This is a genomic window from uncultured Schumannella sp. (genome assembly GCF_905479755.1).
Classification (GTDB): Bacteria; Actinomycetota; Actinomycetes; order Actinomycetales; family Microbacteriaceae; genus DCRR01.
Map to the genome: position 1 here is coordinate 1 of NZ_CAJQNT010000003.1, position 25,065 is coordinate 25,065.

The following is a 25,065-nucleotide window of genomic DNA, read 5'->3' on the forward strand; positions in this document are numbered from 1 at the left end:
GCCGCCGCGGGGCGGGCGGGCTGCGCCGCGGCCGTCGCCTGCTGCTGCGCGCGCGCCGTGGCGGCCTGCTGCAGCTGACCGCGCTGGTTGCGCACCTCCACCTCGCCGTCGGCCGTGGGCGCCGAGTACTGCAGGCCCTGCGCCGGGGCCTGCTGGCCGCCGAGTCCCTTCGCGGCGACGCGTGCCGTGCCATCGGCCGAGGTGACCTCGACCTCGAGGTTGAACAGGAATCCGATCGACTCCTCGCGGATCTGGCCCATCATGTTCTGGTAGAGCGAGAAGCCCTCGCGCTGGTACTCGACGAGCGGGTCGCGCTGCGCCATCGCCCGCAGACCGATTCCGTCCTTCAGGTAGTCCATCTCGTAGAGGTGGTCGCGCCAGCGGCGGTCGATCACGCTCAGCACGACACGACGCTCGAGCTCACGCATCGCCTGCGACCCGAGCTGCTCTTCGCGGCGCTGGTAGGCGAGGGTGGCGTCTGACATGATCTCGGAGCGCAGATCCTTCGCGGTGAGCCGGCCCTTGCTGCCGGCTTCGCTCAGCACCTCGTCGACCGTGATCGAGACCGGGTAGAGCGTCTTGAGCTCGGTCCACAGCGCCTCGAGATCCCAGTCGTCGCTCGTGCCCTCGGCCGTGTACTCATCGATGACCTGCTCGAGAACGGTCCCCAGGAAGCCTTGAACCCGTTCGTGCAGATCGTCGCCCTCGAGGATGTGTCGGCGGTCGGCGTAGATCGCCTCGCGCTGACGGTTGAGGACGTCGTCGTACTTGAGGACGTTCTTGCGGATCTCGGCGTTGCGACTCTCGACCTGCGACTGTGCGGAGCGGATCGCGCGCGACACGGTCTTCGACTCGATCGCGGTGCCCTTGGGCGCGCGGGCCATGAGCGCCTCGGCGGCGCCCGCGTTGAACAGGCGCATCAGGTCGTCTTGCAGCGACAGGTAGAAGCGGCTCTCGCCGGGGTCGCCCTGGCGGCCGGAGCGACCACGCAGCTGGTTGTCGATGCGGCGCGACTCGTGGCGCTCGGTGCCGAGCACGTAGAGCCCGCCCGCCTCGCGCACCTTCTCAGCCTCGGCCTCGACCTCGTTCTTGACCGCCGCGAAGACCTGGTCCCACTCGGCCTCGTACTCGTCGGGGGTGTCGACCGGGCTGAGGCCCTTGTCGTGCATCCGCGCGACGGCGATGTGCTCGGCGTTTCCGCCGAGCATGATGTCGGTTCCGCGACCGGCCATATTGGTGGCGACGGTGACGGCGCCGAGTCGACCGGCCTGCGCGATGATCGAGGCCTCACGCGCGTGGTTCTTCGCGTTCAGCACCTCGTGCTTCACGCCGCGCTTCGCGAGGAGGCGCGAGAGGTACTCGCTCTTCTCGACGCTCGTGGTTCCCACCAGAACCGGCTGACCCGCACGGTGGCGCTCGACGAGGTCTTCGACGACCTGGTCGAACTTGTCGGTCTCGGTCGCGTACACCAGGTCCGCCTGATCCTTGCGGATCATCGGACGGTTGGTCTCGATCGCGACCACGCCGAGCTTGTAGGTGGACATGAACTCGGCCGCCTCGGTCTCGGCGGTACCGGTCATGCCGGAGAGCTTCGAGTAGAGCCGGAAGTAGTTCTGCAGCGTGACGGTCGCGAGCGTCTGGTTCTCGGCCTTGACCTGCACGCCTTCCTTCGCCTCGATCGCCTGGTGGATGCCCTCGTTGTAGCGACGGCCAACCAGGATGCGGCCGGTGTGCTCGTCGACGATCAGCACCTCGCCGTTCATCACGACGTAGTCCTTGTCGCGCTTGAACAGCGCGCGCGCCTTGATCGAGTTGTTGAGGAACGAGATGAGCGGGGTGTTCGCCGACTCGTAGAGGTTGTCGATGCCGAGGTAGTCCTCGACCTTTTCGATGCCCGCCTCGAGCACACCGACGGTGCGCTTCTTCTCATCGACCTCGTAGTCCTCGCCCTCGACGAGGCGCTTCGCGATGTTCGCAAACTCGCCGAACCAGCGGTTCGCCTCCCCCGAGGCCTGCCCCGAGATGATGAGCGGCGTGCGCGCCTCATCGATGAGGATCGAGTCGACCTCGTCGACGATCGCGAAGTGGTGGCCGCGCTGGACCATGTCGGCGGCCTGCCACGCCATGTTGTCGCGCAGGTAGTCGAAGCCGAACTCGTTGTTGGTGCCGTAGGTGACATCGGCCGCGTACTGCTCGCGGCGCTGCTCGGGGGTCTGACCGCTCAGGATGCAGCCGGTCGTCATCCCGAGGGCGCGGAAGATGCGTCCCATGATCTCGGACTGGTAGCTGGCCAGGTAGTCGTTGACCGTGATGATGTGCACGCCGCGCGAGGTGATCGCGTTGAGGTAGGCCGGAAGCACCGCGGTCAGGGTCTTGCCCTCACCGGTCTTCATCTCGGCGATGTTGCCGAGGTGAAGCGCGGCGCCACCTTGCACCTGCACGTCGAAGGCGCGGAACCCGAGGGTGCGCTTGGCGGCCTCGCGCACGGCCGCGAAGGCCTCGGGGAGCAGATCGTCGAGCGACTCGCCGTCGGAGTAGCGCTCGCGCAACTCGACCGTCTCGCTACGCAGTTCCTCGTCCGTCAGCTCGGCGAACGCCTCCTCGAGGTGGTTGACCGCCTCGGCGTAGTTCTTGAGGCGACGCAGCGTGCGCCCCTCGCCGACGCGGAGAACTCTCTCCAGCACATTTGCCACGGATGACTCCACTCCTCGTGCGGGGCACGACGGCGCCCGCCGTTACCAGCGCGTAACTCTAGCAATGGTAGTGCGGCGGGCGCCTGAGGCTCGGCTGTGCGCGGAGCGGCGGAGAAAACCTAGCGCCGCCGGGCGCGGGCCTTCGCCAACTCATCGGTGCCGGTGGACTCCTCGTCGAGCGCGATCACGCCGTAGTCCCAACCCGTGCGCCGGTAGACGACGCTCGCGCGATCGGTTTCGGCGTCGATGAACAGGAAGAAGTCGTGCCCGACCAGCTCCATCCGGTCCAGCGCCTCGGCGGAGGTCATCCGCTCGGCGGGGAAGACCTTGCGCCGGATCACGACCGGACTCCAGTCCTCCTCGTCCTCCGCCTCGACCGTGGGGATCGCGCCGGTTGCGACCCGCTCGAGCGTGGCAACACTCGCGGGCACCACATCGCCGACACGGCCGTTGCTCGCCGCCTCTCCGATCGACGGGGGGCGGTGCTGGCCGCGGTGCACCTTCTTGCGGTCCTTGGCCTGGCGGATCCGCTCGACGAGCTTGTCGAAAGCGAGGTCGAACGCCGCGTACTTGTCGGCCGCGGACGCCTCGGCCCGCACCAGCGGACCGGGGCCGATCAGGGTGATCTCCACACGATCATCGCCCGAGGTCCCTCGCGATTCGTGGTGCCGAACCAGCTTGATTTCGAGGGCGAGTGCTCGCTCGGCGAGCTTCTCGATCTTCTCGGACTTCTCCGTCGCGTAGTCCTCGAAACGATCGGGGACTTCTACTCCGCGGCCGGTGATCGTGATGTCCATGGGACCCTCCAGTCAGTTGACACTCGGGTCGCACGGTCTCGCGCGACCCGTTCAGACCGGGGCACCAGGGGGAGCCCCGTGTCTTGCTCGGCGCTTCTCCCGTCAGGCGTTTGAGCGCCTTTGGCCCCACCGTAGTCCCGAGCGCGCGGGTTGTCACCCGTGTGTCGGTGGGAGTTCGGTGGGTGTCTCCTTTCGATTCGGCATGCGTCGCGGCGTGGCCGCCAGAACGGCCGCCGCGACCACCGTCGCGCCCGCGAGTTCGAGTTCGCGGGTGGCCTCGCGCAGGGTCGCGCCGGTCGTGACGACGTCGTCGATCAGCACCACGCGACACCCGCGTGCGCGGCGCGTGGCACGAAAAGCGCCCCGGACGTTCTCGGCCCGCTCGGTCGCGCCGACCGACTTCTGAGCACCGCGACGGACGTGCGGCACCGCCTCCAGCAGGCGCACCCCGCGCACTCCGACCGCTTGCGCGAGCCGTTCCACCGGTCGGAATCCCCGACGCCGCCGCGCCCGCGCACTCGCCGGGATCGGGCACAGCACGAGCGTCTCGTCGCCCCCGCCGCCCGCGCGCGCCACCCGCAGGGCGCCCTCCAGCGCCGTCGCGAAGATGGGCGCGAGCGCCCGCGCGAGACCGGGCCGGTCTCCGTCTTTGAAGGCCAGGACGACCGCCCGCAGTTCGCGCTCGTACCTCGCCCCGGCGATCACCGGCGGCTCGCCGGGCAGGACGATCGGGTCCGGGCGCAGCGCCGCGCGGCAGTCCGCACACACCTCGCGATCGGGGTGGCCGCACCCGGCGCACTCGACCGGCAGAACGAGCGCGACGGCGTCGCGCAGCGCCTCGAGAAGTCGCGCGTCGCCGCGCCGCACAGATGCCACCTCGCCAGTGTCGTCGCGCGCGCCGGCGCCCGGCTCCGCCCAGGGCGCGGCCTGGGGAGAGCGCTACTGCTGCGTCGCGAGGAAGGAGGCGCGCAGCCCCGTGTCGAGCCAGCTCGAGTCGCCGCTCGGCCGATACACGATGCCGTCGGCATCGAGCACGCGGATTCCTTCGACGCCGTTCCCGCCGACCACCTGCTCTCCGTTCTCGAGCGAACCGAGGTTCGTCAGGCGCCCGCCGAGGGTCGCCGTGGAGACCGTGGTGGTGGTGCCCGCGCGGCTAAGCAGCGCGATCGTGGTCCCGTCGACCCAGGACAGGTCGAGCAGTTCGCCGCTGCCGATCGAAACGAGCGTCGACTCCACGATCGCGATCGGAGCCCCCTCGGCGTCGCGAACGATGCCCGCCACGACCAGCCGCGATCCGTCATCCGTCGCGACCGCGAAGACGGCCCGGGTGCCATCGCGCGACACCTCGACCCCGATCACGCGCCCCTCGATCCCGATGCCGATCGGCAAGGAGGCTCCACTCGGCGAGATCACGAACAGCCGCTCCAACTGAGTCGCGGGGCCGGTCCAGATGTAGCCCCACGGGTCGACCGTCGGCGCGATGAAGCCGGTTCCCGGCACGACCAGTTCCACGCCGTCCGCGGTCACCCGGCTCACACCCTCGGCGGTGAGCACCGCGACGGTCGACCGATCGCGGCTCACGCTCGCCGCGGTCGCTCCGAGCTCGTCGATCGCGGTGCCGATCTCGTCCAGCGGACGCACCTCCGACTCGCCGATCGAACCGAACGCGCCGGCGAGCATCCCCACCGGAATCGGGTCGACCTGCAGGAAGCGGTCGGCGCTGCCGCCCACCTCGGAAATCTCGGCGGGGAACCCCCCGGAGACGACCGCCGCGCTGTGCACATCGCTCAAGGAGCCGAGACTCGCGGTGAGCTGTTGCAGGATGCGCCACTGGGTGGCGCTGGAGACCGCAAGGATGTCGGAACTCAGGGTGACGGTCGCCGTGCCCGAATCGATCTCGACGCTCTCGATCCGCTCCAGCCCGTTGGGGACCGCCGTGAGCACCGCTCCGGACTCGAGCAGCGACGACTGCCCCGCGATGAGCTCGTCGACGATCCGGTTGGCGATCGTGCGGGAGACCAGGAACCACCTCAGCTCGGGCACCAGGAACCGGAAGTCGGGCGAGAAATAGTAGAGCTCGACCGGTTCGAACAAGAGCTCGAAGAAGGTCGGCGACAGCACCGTGCCGTCGGGCGCCGCCGAAATGCGCCACTCGCCGTCGACCTGCTCGAACTCGAAGGCCAGCTGGCGACTCGACCCGGCGCCGGCCAGGTCGTAGCGTCCCGCCGAGTCGACCTCGGCGGTCACCTCGAGGCTCACCTGGAGGCCGCTCGCCGTGTCGGTCGGCACGACGGCCGAGCTGCTCACCAGGACTCCCGCGTTCGGCCGCCACTCGGCCGCGAAGTCGTCGGTCAGGTACTCGGCCGCGACGGCGTAGCTGTTCTGGGGGCCGCGACCGGCCCGCAGGAACCCGACGAGGATCTCGCGTTGCGTCGCCCCGGCGGCCGGACCCTCGGGAACCGGCAAGAGCTCTTCGGATTCCCCCTCGTCGGGGATCGCGACCGTGCTGACGCCGCTGGAATCCGGAATGCGCACGCACCCCGCGAGCACGCCGACGACGGCGAGCGCGACGAGCGCGCGCCACCACCAGCGCGACCGGACGCCGCTCATGTCGACACCTCGCCCTCGCCGAGCGGGCGCAACTCGATCGTGTCGCCGGGCGGCAGATCGAGCGGCGAGCCGAGAACGCGATCTCCGGGCGTGCGCGGCAGGGTCAGCCGGAAGCAGGTTCCCTCGCCGGGCTCGCTCCACACCTCGAGAACTCCCTCGTGGAGCACCGCGTCCTCGAGCGAGATCGCCAACCCGAGGCCGGTACCCCCGGTGCGTCGCTGACGGGAGGGGTCGGCTCGCCAGAAGCGGTCGAAGACCCGATCGAGCTGCTCGACCTCCATCCCGACGCCGAAGTCGCGCACGGCGATCGCGATCGCCGTCGCATCGCTGTCGACGTAGGCGACGATCGGTCGCCCCTCGCCGTGATCGATCGCGTTGCCGAACAGGTTCTGCAGGATGCGGCGGATGCGCCGCGCATCCACCTCGGCCTCGAAGTACCCACCCGGGGCGACCAGGCGGATCTCGCTGCCGCGCTCCGCCGCGAGGGGCGCCATCGCCTCGATCGCATCCTCGACGAGCCGCACCAGGTTGGTCGGCTCGGTCTCCAGCGTGACGGCGCCGGCGTCGTAGCGACTCATCTCAAGCAGATCGGCCAGGAGCACCTCGAAGCGCTCCGTCTGCGCGTGCAAGAGCTCGGCGGTGCGCGCGGTCGCCGGCTCGAACGCGGCCCGCTTGTCGTAGAGCACATCGCCCGCGAGCCGAATGGTGGTGAGCGGCGTGCGCAACTCGTGCGAGACGTCGCTCACGAAGCGCTGCTGCAATCGCGAGAGCTCGGCCAGCTGCCGGATCTGGCGCTGGAGGCTGTCGGCCATCCGGTTGAACGAGCGCGCCAGCGTCGCCAGCTCGTCCTGCCCGCGTTCGGGCAGTCGCTCCTCGAGCTGACCGTCGGCGAGCTTCTCACTGGTCGCCGCCGCGACGCGGACGGGGCCGACGACGAGACGCACGACGAGGTAGCTGACCGCGCCGATCAGCAGCACGAGCGCGACGCCGCCCACGATGAGCGTGAGCTGGACGAAGTCGAGGGTGCTCTGCACGTCGGCCAGGTCGTACACGATGTACAGCTGGTACAGCCCGGCCTGGGGTACCGAGAGCAGGCTACCGACGATGATGCCGGGCGTGGTCTCATCGCCCGTCCCCTCGGGAACCACGATCGACTGCCAGGACAGCTGGATTCCCTCCGACGCGATCGTGCTCTCGCGCAGTTCGGCGGTGACGAGCGTGTCGCTGAAGTTCGGGCTCTGCGCGCCCTCCAGGAGCACCGGGCCGTCCTGACCGGGGACCCGGAGGAACGCGATGAGCGGATCACTCGACACGGTGTTGCGCACGGCGAGGATCGCCGACTCCTGCGCCCCGACCAGATCTCCGTCGCTCGTGGACTCGCCGGCCTGGGTGAACTCCTGCTGCGCCAACAGGGTGGCGCGCCCCGCCTCGTCCAGCAGCAGATCGCGGCGCGACTCGAACAGATTCGAGCGCACGCTCGCGGTAACGAAGAGCCCGATGATCGTGACCGCCAGCGTCGACAGCGCGACCGTCAGAAAGATCGTGCGCAGCTGGAGCGATCCGCGCCACCGCCGACCCAGACGCTCGAGCCACTCGCGCCCGTCGAACCACACGGGGGATGCCTAGCTCACGGCGCCCGCGCGGTAGCCGACGCCGCGAACGGTGGTGACGATGCGAGGGTTGTCGGGATCGTGTTCGACCTTGGCGCGCAGTCGCTGCACGTGCACGTTCACGAGACGCGTGTCCGCCTTGTAGTGGTAGCCCCACACCTGCTCGAGCAACATTTCGCGGGTGAACACCTGTTGCGGCTTCGCGGCGAGCGCGAGCAACAGCTGGAACTCCAGCGGGGTCAGCGACAGCTTCTCGTCGCCGCGGCGCACCTCGTGGGCCGCCACATCGATCGTGAGGTCGCCGATCTCAACCGTTTCGCTCGTCGTCGGCAGGGTCGGGCGCAGGCGAGTCCGAATGCGCGCGACCAGTTCCTTCGGGTTGAACGGCTTCACGACGTAGTCGTCGGCACCGCTCTCCAACCCGACGACGACATCCGTCGGCTCGCCCTTCGCGGTGAGCATGATGATCGGCACGCCGCTCTCGGCACGGATGCGCGAACACACCTCGATTCCGTCGATGCCCGGGAGCATCAGGTCGAGCAGCACGAGGTCGGGGCGCACCTCCTGGAAGCGGCTGAGCGCCGCCGTGCCGTCGGCTGCGAACGACGGCTCGAAGCCTTCGCCCCGCAGCACGATGCCGATCATCTCGGCAATCGCCGGGTCGTCGTCGACCACCAGGATGCGCGCGCTCATGAACCTCGCCGATTCCCAAGGCGACCCGGGATTTCGGATCGCGTTGAACTTTCGCCCCAGCGTAGTCGAGCGTGAGAACATGAACGTGAGTGTTGCCCGCATCAGCCGGGATTCTGCCCACGGGAGGGACCGCCGTGACCGACGATCATCAGTGGCATGCCCCGGATGCGCCGCGAGACCCGGCGTCATCGCCGTATCACGCGGCCCCCGTCGCCTCCGGCGGCGCGAGCGGAAGCGCGCCGGACGCGCCCGCCGCCCCCGCCGGCGCGAACGGCTGGGCGCCGCCGCCGAAGCCGGGACTCGTGCCGCTGCGGCCGATGACCCTCGGCACGATCCTGGGGACGTCCTTCCAGGTGCTGCGACGCAACCCGAAGCCGACCCTCGGGCCCGCGCTGCTGATCTCGCTCGCGACCGTGCTGTTCACCCTGTTCGTGACCGGTGGCGTCACCGCGTGGTCGATCGGCCGCATCGAGTCGGCGCAGTCCGACGCGGATGCCGATGCCCTGCTCGCGGGCGGGGTCGCGCTCGGCGTCGTCGGCATCGTGCTCGCGATGCTGCTGTCGATCATCGGGACGGCGGTGCTGCAGGGCATCATCGTCGCCGAGGTGGCGCGCGCCACGCTCGGCGAGAAGCTCACCTTCCGCGGGCTGTGGGCGCACCTCCGCGGTCGGGTCGGCGCGCTCATCGGCTGGGCGTTCCTGCTGTCGGCAGCCCTGATGATCGCGCTGATCGTCGTCGTCGTGGTCGTGGCCGGGCTCAGCCTGCTGGGCGAGGTCGGCATCGCCCTGGGTGTCCTGGTCGCGGTGCTCGCGGTGCTCGGCGGAGCAGTTCTCGTGGCGTGGCTGTCCACCAAGTTCCTGTTCGTGCCGGCCGCCCTCGTGCTCGAACGCCGCACCCTGGGTGCCGCGGTCGCGCGGTCGTGGACCCTCATCCGCGGTTCGTTCTGGCGGGTGTTCGGCATCGTGCTGCTCGTCGCCGTGATGCTTTCGATCGCCGGCCAGGTGGTCACCACTCCGGTGAGCCTGCTGTTCGGGCTCGGCACCACCCTCATCGCCCCCTCCGGGATGGACGAAGCCGGGTTCATCGCGATCACGATCGTCAGCTACCTCGTGCTCTTCGTGGTCTCGGCCGTCGTCGGCGCGGTCACGCTCGTCGTGCAGACCGCGACCTCGTCGCTGCTCTACCTCGACCTGCGCTTTCGCACCGAAGGCCTCGACCTCGAGCTCGCCCGGGCGGTGGAGGCGCGCCAGCGCGGCGAGCACCTCACGGACCCGTACGCCGCTCGCCCCCCGGGTTCGCCGGCCTTCGGCTCGCCGTTCGCGAGCTAAGGCATGCCTCGAGTGATGACCGTCCGGCCGACGGAGATCCCCGTCGACCCGGACGCACCGGAAGCGCGCGACTGGCTGGTGCGCGAACTGGCGAACCCGGAGTACGAGGCCGCCCGTCCCACCTGGTTCGATCTGCTCGCCCAACGCGTCCTCGAATGGTTCGACTCCCTCGCGTTCACCCCCGGCGAGGGCGACGTCCCGTGGTGGCTCGTGATCCTGCTCGCGATCGTGGTGCTCGTCGTGCTGGTCGCCTTCTGGATCTACGGGGCGCCGCGACGGAACCGGCGCAGCGCCGTCACCGAGTCGCTGTTCGGCGAGGACGACACCCGGGATGCCGCCGCCATCCGTCGCGCCGCCGACGAGGCGGCCTCGGCGGGAGACTTCGCGCTCGCGATCACCGAGCTGTATCGGGCGCTCGCGCGCGGGCTGAGCGAACGCACGCTCGTGTCGATCTTCCCCGGAACGACAGCCCACGGCTTCGCCGCCCACGCGGGTGAGGTGTTTCCCGCCGCGCGCGAGGGTCTCGAGTCGAGCGCGCGCGACTTCGACCAGGTGCGCTACCTCGACGAGCCGGGAACCCGCGCGCAGTGGGAGGCGCTGCGCGCGCTCGAAAACGAGTTGCGTCACACGCGCGTGGCGGTCGCCGAGTCGACGGGGCCGATCGCGTGAGCACCACGACGGCGCCCGAGGTGCTCACCCCCACGCTTCGCACCACCGGCGCGCGAGCGCGATTCTGGATTCTCGGGATCGCCGCGATCGTGCTGGTCGGGATCGTCATGCTCGTCGCCGAGCGGGGGGTCAGCACCGAGGCGAGCCGACTCGACCCGGACAGCGCCGCTCCGGGCGGCACCCGCGCGCTCGTCGAGGTGCTCCGCGATCAGGGCGTCGAGGTCCACCTCGTGACGAGCATCACGGAAATGCGGCGCGCCGTCGCCGCCGCGGACAGCGCGACCGTGGTGCTGCACGACCCCACCGCGATCCTCGATGAGCAGCAGCGTGCGCAGTTCCTGCGGACCGCCGCTCGCCTCGTCGTCCTCGAACCGGGCCTCGCCGCGACGGCCGACCTCGCCCCCGAGATCGGGCTCGCCGGGAGCGCGCTCGACTCCGAGCAGCGGCTCGACTCCGCGTGCGCGCTGCCCGCGGCGGAGCGGGCGGGCGAGATCCGCGGGACCGGATTCGGCTACCGGATCCTCGACGACTCCACGGGAGCCGTCGGCTGCTTCCCCGCCGGGGACGACATCGTGGCGCTCGTCCAGCTCCCTCGCGACAACGGCGACCTGGTCATCCTCGGAGCGACCTCGCTGTTGACGAACGAGGAGATCACGCTCGCCGGCAATGCCGCCCTCGCCCTCAACCTGCTCGGCGAGGACGCGACGCTCGTCTGGTACGTGCCCGGAGTAGACGACCTCCGCGCGGGCGATGAGCTGCCGTCGATTCTGGATCTCACCGCAACCTGGGCGACCCCGTTGGCGTTGCTCGCGGTGCTCGTGGTGATCGCGGCCGGCGTCTGGCGCGGCCGCCGCTTCGGACCGCTCGTGCGCGAACGACTGCCGGTGATCGTGCGGTCGAGCGAAACCATGGAGGGGCGTGCGCGGCTGTACGAGCGCGCCGATGCGCGCCTCCACGCACTGGATGCGCTGCGGATGGCCGCGCTCGGCCGCCTCGCGACCCGCGTCGGGCTGTCCCGCCGCGCAACGGTCGACGAGATCGTCGCGGCCGTTGCCTCCCTCACCGGCCGGGATCGATCCCAGCTCCATGATCTGCTCGCGGGTGCGGCGCCGCACTCCGACGCCGACCTGCTTCGGATCTCGGACGAGCTCGGCCAGCTCGAACGCACCGTCGCCCAGCTCACAACCTCCCCGCCGACGCGCTGACGCCGCACCAGCACCCCGAACCCGCCTGACCCCGAGAGAATGAGGACCATGACCGACTCCGCACAGCTCCGCGAATCCTTCGCCAAGGTCCGAACCGAGGTCGGCAAAGCCGTCGTCGGTCAGGACGGGGCCGTCACCGGCATCCTGATCGCACTCCTGGCCGGGGGGCACGTGCTCCTGGAAGGCGTGCCGGGGGTTGCCAAGACACTGCTCGTGCGCACGCTCAGCCAGACGCTCAACCTGGAGACGCGCCGCGTGCAGTTCACCCCCGACCTGATGCCGGGCGACATCACCGGCTCGGTCGTGTTCGACCCGAAGTCGGGCGAGTTCGAGTTCCGGGAAGGGCCGGTGTTCACCAACATCCTGCTCGCCGACGAAATCAACCGGACGCCGCCGAAGACGCAGTCGGCGCTCTTGGAGGCGATGGAGGAGCGTCAGGTCTCCGCCGATGGGGTCACGCGCGCGCTGCCGGAGCCGTTCCTCGTCGCCGCCACTCAGAACCCCATCGAGTACGAGGGCACGTACACCCTGCCGGAGGCGCAGCTCGACCGCTTCCTCGTGAAGCTCGTGCTGGAACTGCCCGAGCGCGACCACGAGACGGAGATGCTCGCCCGGCACGCCGCCGGCTTCAATCCGCGCGATCTCGACGCCGCCGGGGTGCGGTCCGTGCTGGATGCCGCCGGTCTCGCCGCCGCACAAGCCGACGTGCGCACCGTGACCGTGGCGCCCGAGGTGCTCGGCTACGCCGTCGATCTGGCGCGCGCCACGCGTCAGAGCCCCTCGGTGCGACTCGGCGTCAGTCCGCGCGGCACCACCGCCCTGCTCGCGGCGGCCCGCGCCTGGGCGTGGCTCACCGGCTCGAGCGGCGTGACCCCGGATCACATCCAGGCGATGGCGATCCCGGTGCTGCGCCACCGCATCCAGTTGCGGCCCGAAGCCGAGCTCGAGGGCGTCGCCCCCGACTCGGTGCTGCGGTCGATCCTGCAGCAAGTCCAGGTTCCGATCTAGGTCCGCATGGCTCTCTCCGGATGGTTTGTCGCGCTCCTCGCGCTGGGGGCGGTTCCCACGATCGCGGTCGGCGGCCCGTGGGGGTTGCTCGGCTGGCTCGGGCTCTGCGTCGCGCTCGTCGCGGTCGACCTGCTGGTGGCGGGCTCTCCGCGCGCGCTGCGGATCGCGCGCGACACACCCGCTCGGGTTCGCCTCGGCGAGTCGGTCGCCTCGCGTCTCGTGATCGCCAACGAGGGCCGGCGGGCGATCCACGGCGTCGTGCGGGATGCGTGGCAGCCCTCCGCGGGAGCCTCCCCCTCGCGCCAGCGCATCGTGATCGCGGCGGGCGAGCGCCGCGCGCTCACCACGACCCTGACCCCGCGCCGCCGCGGTGAGCGTCGCGCCGCGCACGTCACCGTCCGCGCGTTCGGTCCGCTGCGTCTCGCCGCCCGCCAAGCCACCCTGCTCGCCCCCGGCGTGATCCGGGTGCTGCCGCCCTTCCACTCGCGGCGACACCTCCCCTCACGGTTGGCGCGCCTGCGCGAACTCGACGGACGCACGAGCGTCATGCTGCGCGGGCAGGGCACCGAGTTCGACTCGCTGCGCGAGTACGTCCGCGGCGACGACGTGCGCTCGATCGACTGGCGCGCGACGGCCCGGCGCCGCGACCCCGCGGGCGGTGGGCTGCAACTGGTGGTGCGCACCTGGCGGCCGGAGCGCGACCGCCGCGTGGTCATCGTCGTGGACTCGGGTCGCACCTCCGCCGCCCGCATCGATCACGAGCCGCGCCTGGACACCGCATTCGAGTCGAGTCTCCTGCTCGCGGCGCTCGCGAGTCGAGCGGGCGATCACGTCGACCTGGTCGTGTTCGATCGTCGGGTGCGCGGTCGCGTTCAGGGCGCCTCGGCGGCCGAACTCCTTTCGCGCATGGTCGATGTCATGGCTCCCATCGATCCTGACCTGATCGAAACCGACTGGAGTGCCGTGCCCGGCCTCGTGCGGAACGTCACCCCGCACCGCGCCCTCGTCGTGCTGCTCACCTCGATCGACACGCCGGGCTCGTCGAGAGCCCTCCTGGCGGCGCTGCCGCAGCTCACCCGCAACCACACGGTGCTCGTGGCCTCGGTCACCGATCCGGAGATCCAGCAGGCAACCACCGAGCGCGGCAACCGCAGCGAGGTCTACCGCGCGGCCGCCGCCGAGCGCGCGCTTCTCGACGCCGCGCGCGTCGCGACCGCGATCCGTCAGTCGGGCGCCGACGTCGTCACCGCGACGCCGTCGGAGCTTCCGCCCGCGGTTGCCGACCGCTACCTCGAATTGAAGGCGGCCGGGCGGCTCTGACTCCCTCGGATCCGGCCGGGAGGGCGATAGCCTGGGCCCGCTCAATCCGCACGAAGAAACGGAACCATTCATGGCTGCTGCCACCTCGTCCCCCTCGATGCTCTCGCGCCTGATCGCCGAGACCTTCGGAACGTTCATGCTCGTCTTCGGTGTCATCGGCGCCGCACTCTTCATCTCGAGCGCGACCGGCCCGCTCGCCGTCGCGCTCGGCGTGGGCCTCGCCGTGATGGTTTCGGCCTACGCGGTCGGCCACATCTCGGGCGGGCACTTCAACCCGGCCGTCTCCTTCGGCGCCGCCGCGGCCGGCCGGATGCCCTGGAAGGACGTCGCTCCCTACCTCGGCGCGCAGTTCGTCGGCGGTCTGCTCGCCGCCGTCGTGCTGTTCGTGATCGGCTCGGGCACCGGGAACGCGCCCGACTTCGGTGCGGTCTCGAACGGTTTCGGCGAACTGTCGCCCGGAGGGTTCGACGTGGTCGCCGTCGTCGTCGCCGAGTTCGTGGCGACGCTGCTCTTCGTCTGGATCATCCTCGGCGTCACTGCCCCCGGATCCACGACCGCCGGTTTCGCGCCGCTCGCGATCGGTCTCGCGCTCACCATGTTCCACCTCGTGCTGATCCCGGTCTCGAACGCCTCGCTCAACCCCGCGCGCTCGCTCGCGACCGCCGCCTTCGGCGGCCCGGATGCGCTCGTCCAGCTCTGGGTGTTCCTGCTGGTGCCCGTGCTCGGCGGGCTCGTCGCCGGCCTCAGCTTCAAGGCCGTGTTCGCTCGCGCCTAGCACGACAACGACGAAGGCCCCGGCGCGCGCGTCGGGGCCTTCGTCGTGTCGACCTGAGTCAGGCGCTGACGATCTCGCGTGACCCGGACTCGAATTCGGTGAGGTCGCCCGTCTCACCCGCGCGCACGGCGCGACGGCCGACGCCCCACTGGTAGATCACGACCGCCGCCAAGGCGACCGTGCCGATGCCGATCTTGATCGCCCACGGCCAGTCCTGACGCGTGATGTAGCCCTCGATGACGCCGGAGATCAGGAGGGCCAGCGCGCATCCGACGACGATCGTGAAGAAGGCGCGACCGTCCTCGGCGAGCGCCTGAGCACGCGTCCGCGCCCCGGGCGCCACCCACGACCAGAAGATCAGCAGGCCCGCGGCCGCCGCGAGGAAGATCGCATACAGCTCGAGCTGGCCGTGCGGCGCGATGTAGAGGAAGAAGTGATCCAGCCGGTCGTAGTGGTCCATGATCGCGGCCGTGATTCCGAGTCCCTGCGCGTTGCTGAAGATGACGTACGGCACCCACACGCCGACGATCCCGAACATGATGCACTGCGCGGCAATCCAGGCGTTGTTGGTCCAGACCTGCCCGGCGAAGGCGGCCTCGGAGTTGTTCGAGTAGTAGGCCACGAACTCCTGCTCGGCGTAACGGCGGAGCGTCGGCTCGGGGCCGAGCGAGGCGAACACGGCCGGGTCGTTCGCGACCCACACCGCGTAGGCGCTCGCGATCGCCGCCGTGGCGAGCGCGACCGCGAGCGTCGCCCACCGGATGCGGTAGAGCGCCGCCGGCAGCTGGAGGGCGAAGAACCGGGTCACCTGTTCCAAGGGGTTGCTCGGGGCGCCGGTGAACCGCAGTCGCGCCCTCGAGAGCGCCAGCGACAGCCGCGTCGCGTGCACCGACTCCCCCACCGTCGTCTTCATGGCCGACAGCTGCGTGGCGCCCGCCTGGTAGAGCTCGATCAGCTCGTCGGCGTCGGCGCCGTCGAACGAGCGCTGCTTCGCCACCTGGGCAAGCCGGTCCCAGTCCGCACGGTGGGCGGCAGAGTAGGCGTCGAGGTCCATCTGCTGTCAGGATATCCGTATGGAGCGCGCGGTGACCGAGACTCACCTTCGCATCGACGAGTTCGACGAGAGTGACGACCGCCGGGAGCTGCTGACCGGCGAAGCGGTGGGCCTCGACCTCCGGCCGGCGGGTTTCGCGCTGCGCGCGGCGGGCGCGATCATCGACTTCATCGCGGTGCTCGTCGTGTTTCTGGCACTGTGGATCGGCCTGACCTGGCTCGCGGCGGAGTCGGGCGCCGAAGAAGCCGTGTTCACGATCATCGCGATCTCCTCGCTCGTGCTGTGCGTCGTGGTGGTCCCGGTGTCGGTCGAGACGCTCACGCGCGGCAAGTCGCTCGGCAAGCTCGCGGTCGGCGCCCGCATCGTGCGCGATGACGGCGGCGCGATCGGATTCCGCCACTCCGCCATCCGCGCACTGGTCGGCGTGCTGGAGACCTACATGACCTTCGGCGGTCTCGCGGCCCTCGTCGGGCTGATGAGCGAGCGCAGCAAGCGACTCGGCGACCTGCTCGCCGGCACGTACGCCCAGTACGAGCGCGTCGACCGCGCCGAGAGTCCGGTGTTCGGGGTGCCGGTCGAACTCGCCGACTGGGCGAAGGTCGCCGACGTCGCGCGGCTGCCCGACGCCCTCTCCCGACGCATCGCGCAGTTCCTCGCGCACGCGGGCAAGTTCACCCCCGAGCGACGCGCGACCATCGCCGAGGGGCTCGCCGCCGAGGCCGGGGTGTTCGTCTCACCGATGCCGAGTGTCCCCGCGGAGCTGCTGCTCGCCGGCATCACCGTGGTGCGCCGCGAACGCGAAGCCGCCGCGCTCGCCCTCGAAGCCGAGCGGTTGCAGCGCCTCGACGCCGCTCTCCGCGACCGCCCGCACGGCTTCCCCGAGCGCGGCTGAGCGACCCCGCTCGACTAGTAGCGGTAGTGGTCGACCTTGTACGGCCCGTCGACCTCGACGCCAATGTAGGCGGCCTGCGACGGCGTCAACGTGGTCAGCTCGACCCCCAGCGCCTCCAGGTGCAGGCGCGCCACCTTCTCGTCGAGGTGCTTGGGCAGAACGTACACACCCACCGGGTACTCCTCGCCGCGCGTGTACAGCTCGATCTGCGCCAGCACCTGGTTGGTGAAGGAGTTCGACATGACGAATGACGGGTGGCCGGTGGCGTTGCCGAGATTCATCAGGCGACCCTCGCTCAGCACGAGAATGCTGCGCCCGTGCGGCAGCCGCCATTCGTCGACCTGCGGCTTGATCTGGATGCGCTCGGCGCCCGGGAGCGACTCGAGGCCCGCCATGTCGATCTCGTTGTCGAAGTGGCCGACGTTCGCGACGATCGCCTGGTGCTTGAGACCCTTCAGGTGTTCGAGCGTCACCACATCCTTGTTGCCGGTCGCGGTGACAAGGATGTCGATCTGGTCGATCACGCTCTCCAGGCGCGCCACCTGGAAGCCGTCCATCGCCGCCTGGAGGGCGTTGATCGGATCGATCTCACTCACGATGACGCGGGCACCTTGGCCGCGCAGCGCCTCCGCACTGCCCTTGCCGACGTCGCCGTAGCCCGCGACGAAGGCGACCTTGCCGCCCATCAGCACATCGGTGGCGCGGTTCAGGCCGTCGGGCAGCGAGTGCCGAATCCCGTACTTGTTGTCGAACTTCGACTTGGTGACCGAGTCGTTGACGTTGATCGCGGGGAACAGCAGCCCGCCCTCGCGGTGCAGCTCGTAGAGGCGGTGCACGCCGGTGGTGGTCTCCTCGGTGACACCCTGGATCTCGTCGGCAACGCGCGTCCACCGACCCGGCTCCGCCTCGATCGTCTGGCGCACCGTCTCCAGGAACACGCGCCACTCGGCGCTCGCGTCGGCCTCCGGCTGCGGAACCGAGCCGGCGAGCTCGAACTCACGCCCCTTGAGCACGAGCATCGTGGCGTCGCCGCCGTCGTCGAGGATCATGTTCGGGCCGACGAAGTCCTCGCCCGCGGCGGCCGCTTCGGCGCTCCAGTCGAAGATCTGGGTCGTCGCCCACCAGTACTCCTCGAGGCTCTCGCCCTTCCACGCGAACACGGGCACCCCCGCGGGCGCCTCGACCGTGCCGGTCGGGCCGACGGCGACCGCGGCGGCGGCCTCGTCCTGCGTGGAGAAGATGTTGCAGCTCGCCCAGCGCACCTGCGCGCCGAGCGCCACGAGAGTCTCGATCAGCACGGCGGTCTGCACGGTCATGTGCAGCGAGCCGGCGATGCGCGCCCCGGCGAGCGGGGCGCTGTCGGCGAACTCCTCGCGCAGGGCCATGAGCCCCGGCATCTCGTTCTCGGCGAGGCGGAGCTGGTGACGTCCTGCCTCAGCGAGGCCGAGGTCGGCGACCTTGAACGGCGAACGGGTGGAGGCAGCGGGCGTTGTCATGTGCCCATTCTCGCAAGGATTCGCGCTGTGTTACCTGCGGGCGCGTGCGACGCGCAGCCGTCAGGCGACGGTATCGCGCGAAATCGAGTGCCGCACGACCTGCCAGCCCTGCGGCGCCGACAGCCGCTCGGCATGACGCGCGCACAGGTCGTAGCTGTGCGGTTCATGCCGGCCGGCGAGCGGGCCAAGCACCGCCATGGCGTCCGCGTAGTCGTAGGTGAGCGTCGCCACGGCGTCCTCGCCACAGGCGACCTTGCTGCACGGCCGACTCGTCACGACTGCCAGGCTACCCCTCGACCCGCGTCGTACACTGGCGACATGCCCCGCCCGGTCTCTCGTGCCCACGACTCGATCGCGCGCGGACGAGGCCGTGATCGCCACGGACGCGGCCTGCGCTCCGCGGTCACCGGACCGCACCTGCCGCTGCTTCGCTCGCGACTCAGCTTCTTCGACAGCTGCGTGTCCTCGGCGCTGGAGTACGTGCGCGAGCTGTGGCCCGCCGAGCTGGCGAAGGTGACAGTACACATCGCCAACGCGCCGACCGGACCGCTCACCACCACGGGAGTGGATCGGTGGCAGGTCGACCGTCAGGCCCGCGCGATTGTGCTCTACCGCATCCCGATCGAACGGCTGACGCAGCTGCACCGCGACGACGACTGGCACCGTCGATCGCTCATCGAGAGCTGCGTGTTCCGCGCGGTCGCCGAACTGCTCGGCAAGGACCCCTGGGACATCGCGCCGGAGCGCTACCGGCACTTCTGAGCCGCGATGCCGCCCACGCCTCCCCGCTACGGGTAGACGGTGATCGGCTCCGCGAGCGGGCGTGACCCGAGGAGGACGCCCGAGGCGAGCTCGCCCGGGTCCGCGTAGCTGAGCGCAGCCTGAAGCCCCGCGGCGCCGCTGAGGCGGATCACGGCTCCGGCCGTCACAGCACGCGAGATCGAGGCGCCCGCGGGCACCACATACTCCGTGACCGCCGCCCCGCCGACCTCGACCGAGACCGTCTGGTCGGCGGCGGTCGGATTCACCAGGCTCAGCACCGGTTGCGGCGCCGTCGCCACCGCCACGAGCAGTTCGCTCGGCAGCGCCGGCGCGGCGGCGAACCAGGCGAAGTCGCTCGCGGGGGCCGCGGTCACGGGGTCGAGCGCCGACTCGTCATCGGGCGCTCCCTCATCGACGGCCGTCGTCGCGCGCGCCGCCGCGACGACGGGAACGTCGGCGTCGACGTAGACGGTGTAGATGCCGTCGGGCAACGCCGACAGTTCTTCGGCGTCGATGCCCGCACCGAGGTCGATCTCGACGACACGTTGCGGTTCGAGCTCGAGCACGAAGGTCGAGATCGCCTCGAGGGCGGTGTCGGTGGCGACCCCCTCCTCCGGCTCGGACTCCGGCACGACGCGCACCGTCGCCGAACCCGCCACCTCGCCGGGCACGAGCAGCCGGATGGCCGCGATCGCGTCCTCCCAATCGGCGCGCGCGCTGGCGCGGCTGACCCCCAACGAGTCCTCGATGCGGACGCCGGGGATGACCAGGGACGTGTTCGGCTCCTCGGTGGCCCCGATGACCTCCACCCCGCCGTCGTCGAGGCCTCGCACGATCGACTGCTGAAGGGTCGCGGTGATCCGCCCGCCACGCGCCGCGACCTCAAGCACGGGCGAAGCGATCCCGGGCGCGAAGCCCGCGAGCGAGACGACGCGTTGAGCTCCCGCGGGGACCGAGATCCCGCTGAGTCCCGGGGCGGTGAGGATTCCCGTCTCGCCCCACAGGCGCAGCGTCACCTCCGCATCGACGTCGCTCGGATTGGTGAGCACCAGGGCGGTGCTCCGCCCAACACTCAGCGAACCGCCGACCAGCCACGTCGAGCCGCTCGGCTCGACACACGGCGAGGCGGCGAGCCCCGAGAAACCCGGAACCAGCGAGCTCTGCGCCGTGGCTCCGGCGATCAGCACCCCGTCGCCCGCGGGCGCGGTGATCACGACCGGCGCGGCGTCGGCACCGTCGAGGTTGATCCCCGGATCGCCGAGGTCGGTCTCGCCGAGCAAAGCCCCGATCGCGTCCGCCACGAGCTCGGAGCCCGAGACCGCAACCGCGGTCTCGGCGTTGCCGCCCGTCTCGTCGCCGAAGCGCACGAGTCCGCCCGTGCACACCCGCAACTGGTCGGAGGGTTCGGGCGTCACGGCGATCCCGGCCGGCGCCGCGCCGAGGGTCGGCAGGCGAACGAATCCGACGCCCGCCACGACGGCGACCGCGAGCACGAGCGCGGCGGTTCCTCCCGCAATGCGACCGCCGACCCGCACCGCGCGGCGGACCGCTCCGGGTTCGTGTCGATCGGGTTGCGCCCCCTCGGGCTGCCGGGAGTCGGGCTGCGTCAGGTCAGGCATGGTCGTCCTCGGCGAAGGTGTCGGCGGGGTCTTCCCCGGGCAGCACGGCCGGACTCACGACGCGGCGGCGCGGGCCGGTCGGCAGCGCCAGCAGCACCGCGATGAGCAGGATCCCCGCCTGCCCCGCGAGTACCCCGCGCGCCAGCGCACCAAGCCCCTCGGCAGCCTCCGTCGACGATCGCGGAACCTCGGTGCGCCAGAGCGCACCCGAGGCGGTCTCACCGATCGCGACGAGCTGGGAGTTCGCGTCGAAGGCCTCGGTGATGCGCTGCGCCGTGCCGGCCGCGTCACCGGAGCTCGGCGGCAGCAGCACGTACCCGATCCCGAACTCCTCCAGGGCCGGGGCCGGGTCGAACCCGCCGAAGGAGGCGAGGTTTCCGGCCAACTCCGCGAGCCGCAGATCCTCCTCGGTGCGCGCGTCGTCGGCGATCGCCACGTCGGTGCTGTCGAGCGTCGAGGTCGCATCCAGCGTCGTGCCGGCGCCCCGTTCGATGCGCACGGCGATCGAGCCGTCGCCCTGGGCCCGGATCACGAGCGTGCCGAGGCCGGGATCGCCCGCCGCCTCCGCGGCGACGAGCGCGGGCAGCGTGCGCTCCCCCGCGCTCACCACGGGTGCGTTGTCGAGGGCCTGATGCACGATCGCGGGCGCAACGCCCAGCACGGCGAGCGCGATGACCACGCTCGTGGCGACGACGGAGAGCGGACGAAGCGCGTCGATCGCCACGACCGCGGCGGCCACGATCCCGAACCAGTAGAGACTCAAGCCCGAGCCCGGCCACGCGGTGGCCGCCGCGGCACCTGCCGCCGCGACATTGAGATGCGCCGCCGCGACCGCCGTCGCCAGTCCCACCACCCCGATGACGAGTGCGGGAATCGCGCGGCGGGCTCCCGGCAGCACGACGGCGAGCAGCGCGAGCACCCCGAGGGGCACCAGCAGCAGCGCCGGGAGCGCGATGCTCGCGAGCGCGGCGAGGGAGCCCTCGACACCGACCAGGCCGACCGCGGACGCCCAGGCGTCGAGACCCCCGGCCGGGCGCCCCAGCAACAACTCCCAGCCGCTCGGCGCCGCGAACGCGGCCGCAACGCCGGGATCGGCGAAGATCCCGAACGGCGTTCCGCGCGCGATCTGCACCACGGCGAGGGGGGCGAGCACGGCGAGGCCGAGCACCGGGATCCCCACCAGCCGCGCCGCGGAGCGCGGACGCACCGCCGCGGCGACGAGCACCAGGATGACCAGCGCGGGGGTGAGCGACGGGGCACTCGCCACCACCGCCGCGAACAGCAGCGAGGCCCCGGCCGCGGCACTCCAGGAGCGCGCGGCTTCGATGCCGGCGAAGACCAGCCACGGGATGAGCACGTGGGCGAGCAGCGCCCCCGGCCGTCCATCCGTCAGGGCGAACAGGAGCGGCGGCGCCAGGCCCCAGAGCACGGCGGCGGCCAGCGGGGGCGCGGCCCGTTCACTGACTCGCGTCGCGCACCACCAGGCACCGAGCGCCGCGAGCGGCATGGCGGCGAACCAGAGGGCCACGATCGCGAGGGAGGGGCTCCACCAGGTGAGCGATCCGAGAATCGCCAGGAGCGCGGTGAACGGGTCGGCCGGAGCCCAGCCGAGAATCGTGTCGGCGGGCTGTCCCACGACGTTCGACCAGAGCAGGCCGACGGTGTCGCTCACCGGGCGCAGCGCTCCCCCGGTGAGCGCCTCGGCGCCCACGAGTCGCCACAGCATCGCCGTGCCCAGGGCGGCGAGCACCACGAGCACGGCGACTCCGCCGCCGGCGACGAAGCTGGCGCGCACGATCTCGAGTCGCACCCCGCGCGCCTCGCGCTGACGCTCTCGCGTCGCGGCGCGACGTTCGCGCAGCTCCGCCCACGACATGCGCAGCGGCGCGATCGCGGCCCAGCCGACGCGGCGCCCGCGTCGCAGGCGGATGCGGGCCCCGGGCACCGTTCCGTCGAACGCGGCCCGCAGCGCAGCCCCGATCTCGCCGAATACGGCCCCCGGACGCTTGGCCAGAAGCTGGCCGACCGCACGCAGAACGGCGGTCGGGAGGAGCGCGAGCCACAACACCGGCAGCGCCCAGCCGGGAGCCCAGACCAGGCGGCGGTGAAGCTGTGCGGTGCGCGCGAGTCGGCGCCGGGCGGAGGACGAGGCGGGGGTGCGCCTGGCCGCATCCTCGGGCGCCACAGCGCGCGCCACGTGCGCGCGCGCGACGCGGATGACGCGGTGTCCGGCGAGGCGAACGCGAACGCAGAAGTCGAGCCCGGCATCCACGTGCGGCAGGCCCGGATCGAACCCGCCGACCTCCGCGTAGACGGCACGGCGAACGAGCATTCCCGCGGTCTGAACGGCCAGGACATCGGGACCGCGATCGTATTGCGCCTGGTCGAGCTCGTCCTCGACGAGCGGCACCGTGGCGCCCCACTTCGACACCGTTTCGCCGAAGGAGCGCAGCATCGCGCGGTCGTCGGGATCGACGAGTTTGGGGCCGGCCACCGCGACCGAGGGTGCGATCTCGAGCGCCGCCAGCAACCGCTCGAGCGCGTCGGGGGCGGGAACGCTGTCGTCGGTGAGCAGCCACAACCATTCGTCCCGCGACTCGGTCGGCCCGAGGGCGCGAAGCGCGGGTGCGAGAGCGTCCACGAGGCCCGCGCCGCGGGCCGAGACCTGCCGGGTCGGCGCGGCCGTGGCCAGCGCCTCGGTCATGCGCGTGTCGACCGCGGCATCCACCGTGACGACGGCGTCGAGGCGACGGGTCTGCGAACCCAGCGCCGCGAGCGCGCGGTCGAGACCGCGATCGTCGCGGCGGACGACCAGGATCGCGGTGACTCGGGGTTGCATCGAGTGAAGGCTAAGCGGGAGCGCCGCGCACGGACCGGAAGACACGCACGGCCCGGTGATCACTCACCGTGCCCGACACCGGATGCGGGAACTGCTCAGGCACTGCGGCTGCGGCGCAGGCGACGCCGTTCGCGCTCGGAGAGGCCACCCCAGATGCCGAAGCGCTCGTCGTTGGCGAGAGCGTATTCGAGGCACTCGGACTTGACCTCGCACGTCGTGCAGATCTTCTTGGCGTCGCGGGTGGAGCCACCCTTTTCGGGGAAGAAGGCCTCGGGGTCGGTCTGGGCGCAGAGCGCATCGCTCTGCCAGGAGAGGGCGTTCTCGTCGTCGTCAACGGCCATCGGTCGCAGGCCCGGCACCCCCAGGCGCACCGGATCGACGAACCAGTCATTGGGGACATTGGGGCGATACTCGTTCGCGGCCATGTCACCCTCCTCTCGCGACGCTCCCCCATGGTCGCACCCGCTCGGGCGCTACGTCGTTGCTGATAATTACACCGTTGTGATTAGCCCACGTCAAGTCGCGCATCATATTTAGTCGCACCGGTTTTGCCCGTTACGACGCGCCGGGCGTGTCGGCCGCGGCCAGTCGAGCCCGCCATGCGCTCTCGACCATCTCGTCGAGGGAGTGCCGCATGCGCCAGTCGAGGTCGCGGGCGGCGCGCTCGCCGGTCGCCACGATGCGCGCCGGATCGCCCGCGCGACGCGGCCCGATCTCGGGGGTGAAGTCCATTCCGGTGACGCGGGCGACGGCCGTCATGATCTCGCGGACCGAGACGCCGTCCCCGCTCCCGAGGTTGTAGGCCGCCTCGATCGGCTCGCCCGCATCCAGCCGCCGCGCGGCCGCGACGTGCGCCAGCGCGAGGTCGGAGACGTGGATGTAGTCGCGCACGTTCGTGCCGTCGGGGGTCGGGTAGTCATCCCCGTTGATCCGGGGAGTCCGCCCGTCGACCAGGGCATCGAAGACGAGCGGGAAGAGGTTGTGCGGGCTGGTGTCGTAGACGGCCGGATCGCCAGAGCCCACGACATTGAAGTAGCGCAGGCTCGTGTGGCGCAGCCCGGTGGAGACCGCGAGGTCGCGTAGCAGCCACTCGCCGATGAGCTTCGACTCCCCGTACGGCGACTGCGGGTTCTTGGCGGTCTCCTCGGTGACGAGGTCGACATCCGGCGTGCCGAACACGGCGGCGCTCGAGGAGAACACGACCCGATCGATGCCGCGGTCGACGGCGGCGGCGAGGAGCCGCGCGAACCCGGTGACGTTCTGCTCGTAGGTGTGCAGCGGCCTCTGAACCGAGACGCCCGCGTACTTGAAACCCGCGAGATGGATGATTCCGGTCACTTGGTGGTCTTCGAGGGTGCGCTCGACGAGTCCGCCGTCCAGGATGCTGCCGCGCACGAATGGCGTCCCGGCGGGCACGAAGCTCTCGTGTCCACTCGACAGGTCGTCGAGGACGACGCAGCCCATGTCGGCCTCGAGGAGTGCGCGCGCGACGTGCGCGCCGATATAGCCGGCGCCGCCGGTGACAAGCCAGGTCATGGCTTCAGGTTACTGGGGCAGCCGCGTGGGAGTGCGCCGGTAGCCGTCACGGAGCGTGACGACGATCGTGGCAACGACGGAGGCGAACGCCGCGCCGCCGAGCAACGAGAGGAGAAGAATGGTCATGGCAGAAAATCTATGGATTGCGAGAAAGTGCCG

At 71.0% G+C, this 25,065-nt stretch carries 21 protein-coding genes; 8 read left to right on the plus strand and 13 right to left on the minus strand.

Going from position 1 to position 25,065, the window contains the following annotated elements:
- From secA to mtrA, 6 genes are all read right to left on the minus strand, one after another.
- Nucleotides 1–2,693: preprotein translocase subunit SecA (secA, locus tag QZ258_RS00190; protein ID WP_294177914.1), on the minus strand; the 2,693-nt coding region annotated here is incomplete at its 3' end.
- A 119-nt stretch (nucleotides 2,694–2,812) separates the two neighbouring features.
- Nucleotides 2,813–3,490 (minus strand): ribosome hibernation-promoting factor, HPF/YfiA family, encoded by a 678-nt coding sequence (raiA, locus tag QZ258_RS00195; RefSeq protein WP_294177917.1) that lies wholly within the window; start codon nucleotides 3,488–3,490, stop codon nucleotides 2,813–2,815.
- 153 nt (nucleotides 3,491–3,643) lie between these two features.
- Nucleotides 3,644–4,366: a ComF family protein gene (locus QZ258_RS00200; protein ID WP_294177920.1), complete on the minus strand. Its 723-nt coding sequence runs from the start codon at nucleotides 4,364–4,366 to the stop codon at nucleotides 3,644–3,646.
- A 63-nt stretch (nucleotides 4,367–4,429) separates the two neighbouring features.
- Complete coding sequence (locus QZ258_RS00205) at nucleotides 4,430–6,100, minus strand: LpqB family beta-propeller domain-containing protein (protein ID WP_294177922.1); 1,671 nt, start codon at nucleotides 6,098–6,100, stop codon at nucleotides 4,430–4,432.
- Complete coding sequence (gene mtrB, locus QZ258_RS00210; protein WP_294177924.1) at nucleotides 6,097–7,713, minus strand: MtrAB system histidine kinase MtrB; 1,617 nt, start codon at nucleotides 7,711–7,713, stop codon at nucleotides 6,097–6,099. Before mtrB ends, QZ258_RS00205 begins: the two co-directional genes overlap by 4 nt.
- Before the next feature lie 9 nt (nucleotides 7,714–7,722).
- On the minus strand, nucleotides 7,723–8,403 hold the full coding sequence (gene mtrA, locus QZ258_RS00215) for an MtrAB system response regulator MtrA (RefSeq protein ID WP_294177925.1): 681 nt from the start codon (nucleotides 8,401–8,403) through the stop codon (nucleotides 7,723–7,725).
- A 134-nt stretch (nucleotides 8,404–8,537) separates the two neighbouring features.
- On the opposite strand from mtrA, the gene QZ258_RS00220 reads away from it, so the two are divergent.
- From QZ258_RS00220 to QZ258_RS00245, 6 genes are all read left to right on the plus strand, one after another.
- A complete protein-coding gene (locus QZ258_RS00220; RefSeq protein ID WP_294177927.1) occupies nucleotides 8,538–9,731 on the plus strand; it encodes a hypothetical protein in 1,194 nt (397 codons plus the stop codon).
- A 15-nt stretch (nucleotides 9,732–9,746) separates the two neighbouring features.
- Entirely contained in the window at nucleotides 9,747–10,400 is a 654-nt protein-coding gene (locus QZ258_RS00225) for a DUF4129 domain-containing protein (RefSeq protein WP_294177929.1), read from the plus strand.
- On the plus strand, nucleotides 10,397–11,605 hold the full coding sequence (locus tag QZ258_RS00230) for a DUF4350 domain-containing protein (RefSeq protein WP_294177931.1): 1,209 nt from the start codon (nucleotides 10,397–10,399) through the stop codon (nucleotides 11,603–11,605). Before QZ258_RS00225 ends, QZ258_RS00230 begins: the two co-directional genes overlap by 4 nt.
- 48 nt (nucleotides 11,606–11,653) lie before the next feature.
- Nucleotides 11,654–12,613 (plus strand): MoxR family ATPase, encoded by a 960-nt coding sequence (locus QZ258_RS00235; protein ID WP_294177934.1) that lies wholly within the window; start codon nucleotides 11,654–11,656, stop codon nucleotides 12,611–12,613.
- A 6-nt stretch (nucleotides 12,614–12,619) separates the two neighbouring features.
- Nucleotides 12,620–13,933, plus strand: coding sequence for a DUF58 domain-containing protein (locus QZ258_RS00240; RefSeq protein ID WP_294177935.1), 1,314 nt, complete (start codon nucleotides 12,620–12,622; stop codon nucleotides 13,931–13,933).
- Between the two features lie 70 nt (nucleotides 13,934–14,003).
- Nucleotides 14,004–14,708 carry an aquaporin gene (locus QZ258_RS00245; protein ID WP_294177937.1) on the plus strand — a complete coding sequence of 235 codons (705 nt, stop codon included), beginning with the start codon at nucleotides 14,004–14,006 and terminating at the stop codon, nucleotides 14,706–14,708.
- 58 nt (nucleotides 14,709–14,766) lie between these two features.
- Here the strand turns inward: QZ258_RS00245 and QZ258_RS00250 are convergent, their stop codons facing one another.
- Entirely contained in the window at nucleotides 14,767–15,762 is a 996-nt protein-coding gene (locus QZ258_RS00250; protein ID WP_294177938.1) for a stage II sporulation protein M, read from the minus strand.
- Between the two features lie 31 nt (nucleotides 15,763–15,793).
- On the opposite strand from QZ258_RS00250, the gene QZ258_RS00255 reads away from it, so the two are divergent.
- Nucleotides 15,794–16,654 (plus strand): RDD family protein, encoded by an 861-nt coding sequence (locus QZ258_RS00255; protein ID WP_294177940.1) that lies wholly within the window; start codon nucleotides 15,794–15,796, stop codon nucleotides 16,652–16,654.
- Between the two features lie 14 nt (nucleotides 16,655–16,668).
- Here QZ258_RS00255 and ahcY read toward each other — a convergent pair whose 3' ends face one another.
- On the minus strand, nucleotides 16,669–18,150 hold the full coding sequence (gene ahcY / locus QZ258_RS00260; protein ID WP_294177942.1) for an adenosylhomocysteinase: 1,482 nt from the start codon (nucleotides 18,148–18,150) through the stop codon (nucleotides 16,669–16,671).
- A 60-nt stretch (nucleotides 18,151–18,210) separates the two neighbouring features.
- Nucleotides 18,211–18,426, minus strand: coding sequence for a DUF3499 family protein (locus QZ258_RS00265; protein ID WP_294177944.1), 216 nt, complete (start codon nucleotides 18,424–18,426; stop codon nucleotides 18,211–18,213).
- 42 nt (nucleotides 18,427–18,468) lie between these two features.
- On the opposite strand from QZ258_RS00265, the gene QZ258_RS00270 reads away from it, so the two are divergent.
- Nucleotides 18,469–18,912 carry a metallopeptidase family protein gene (locus QZ258_RS00270; protein WP_294177946.1) on the plus strand — a complete coding sequence of 148 codons (444 nt, stop codon included), beginning with the start codon at nucleotides 18,469–18,471 and terminating at the stop codon, nucleotides 18,910–18,912.
- 26 nt (nucleotides 18,913–18,938) lie between these two features.
- On the opposite strand, the gene QZ258_RS00275 is transcribed toward QZ258_RS00270, so the two are convergent.
- The 4 genes from QZ258_RS00275 to galE all read right to left on the minus strand — a co-directional run bounded on the left by QZ258_RS00275 (nucleotide 18,939) and on the right by galE (nucleotide 24,906).
- Entirely contained in the window at nucleotides 18,939–20,531 is a 1,593-nt protein-coding gene (locus tag QZ258_RS00275) for a DUF5719 family protein (RefSeq protein ID WP_294177948.1), read from the minus strand.
- Nucleotides 20,524–23,370 (minus strand): glycosyltransferase, encoded by a 2,847-nt coding sequence (locus QZ258_RS00280; RefSeq protein ID WP_294177950.1) that lies wholly within the window; start codon nucleotides 23,368–23,370, stop codon nucleotides 20,524–20,526. Before QZ258_RS00280 ends, QZ258_RS00275 begins: the two co-directional genes overlap by 8 nt.
- A 95-nt stretch (nucleotides 23,371–23,465) precedes the next feature.
- Nucleotides 23,466–23,711 (minus strand): WhiB family transcriptional regulator, encoded by a 246-nt coding sequence (locus tag QZ258_RS00285; RefSeq protein ID WP_294178289.1) that lies wholly within the window; start codon nucleotides 23,709–23,711, stop codon nucleotides 23,466–23,468.
- 214 nt (nucleotides 23,712–23,925) lie between these two features.
- Nucleotides 23,926–24,906 carry a UDP-glucose 4-epimerase GalE gene (gene galE, locus QZ258_RS00290; protein ID WP_294177952.1) on the minus strand — a complete coding sequence of 327 codons (981 nt, stop codon included), beginning with the start codon at nucleotides 24,904–24,906 and terminating at the stop codon, nucleotides 23,926–23,928.
- Nucleotides 24,907–25,065: the final 159 nt, after the last annotated feature.

Coding starts and splice junctions, on each gene's coding strand:
- raiA (WP_294177917.1), bottom strand. CDS start 3,490: ATGGACATCACGATCACCGGCCGCGGAGTAGAAGTCCCCGATCGTTTC.
- QZ258_RS00205 (WP_294177922.1), bottom strand. CDS start 6,100: ATGAGCGGCGTCCGGTCGCGCTGGTGGTGGCGCGCGCTCGTCGCGCTC.
- mtrA (WP_294177925.1), bottom strand. CDS start 8,403: ATGAGCGCGCGCATCCTGGTGGTCGACGACGACCCGGCGATTGCCGAG.
- QZ258_RS00225 (WP_294177929.1), top strand. CDS start 9,747: ATGACCGTCCGGCCGACGGAGATCCCCGTCGACCCGGACGCACCGGAA.
- QZ258_RS00235 (WP_294177934.1), top strand. CDS start 11,654: ATGACCGACTCCGCACAGCTCCGCGAATCCTTCGCCAAGGTCCGAACC.
- QZ258_RS00240 (WP_294177935.1), top strand. CDS start 12,620: ATGGCTCTCTCCGGATGGTTTGTCGCGCTCCTCGCGCTGGGGGCGGTT.
- QZ258_RS00245 (WP_294177937.1), top strand. CDS start 14,004: ATGGCTGCTGCCACCTCGTCCCCCTCGATGCTCTCGCGCCTGATCGCC.
- QZ258_RS00250 (WP_294177938.1), bottom strand. CDS start 15,762: ATGGACCTCGACGCCTACTCTGCCGCCCACCGTGCGGACTGGGACCGG.
- ahcY (WP_294177942.1), bottom strand. CDS start 18,150: ATGACAACGCCCGCTGCCTCCACCCGTTCGCCGTTCAAGGTCGCCGAC.
- QZ258_RS00270 (WP_294177946.1), top strand. CDS start 18,469: ATGCCCCGCCCGGTCTCTCGTGCCCACGACTCGATCGCGCGCGGACGA.
- QZ258_RS00275 (WP_294177948.1), bottom strand. CDS start 20,531: ATGCCTGACCTGACGCAGCCCGACTCCCGGCAGCCCGAGGGGGCGCAA.
- QZ258_RS00280 (WP_294177950.1), bottom strand. CDS start 23,370: ATGCAACCCCGAGTCACCGCGATCCTGGTCGTCCGCCGCGACGATCGC.
- QZ258_RS00285 (WP_294178289.1), bottom strand. CDS start 23,711: ATGGCCGTTGACGACGACGAGAACGCCCTCTCCTGGCAGAGCGATGCG.
- galE (WP_294177952.1), bottom strand. CDS start 24,906: ATGACCTGGCTTGTCACCGGCGGCGCCGGCTATATCGGCGCGCACGTC.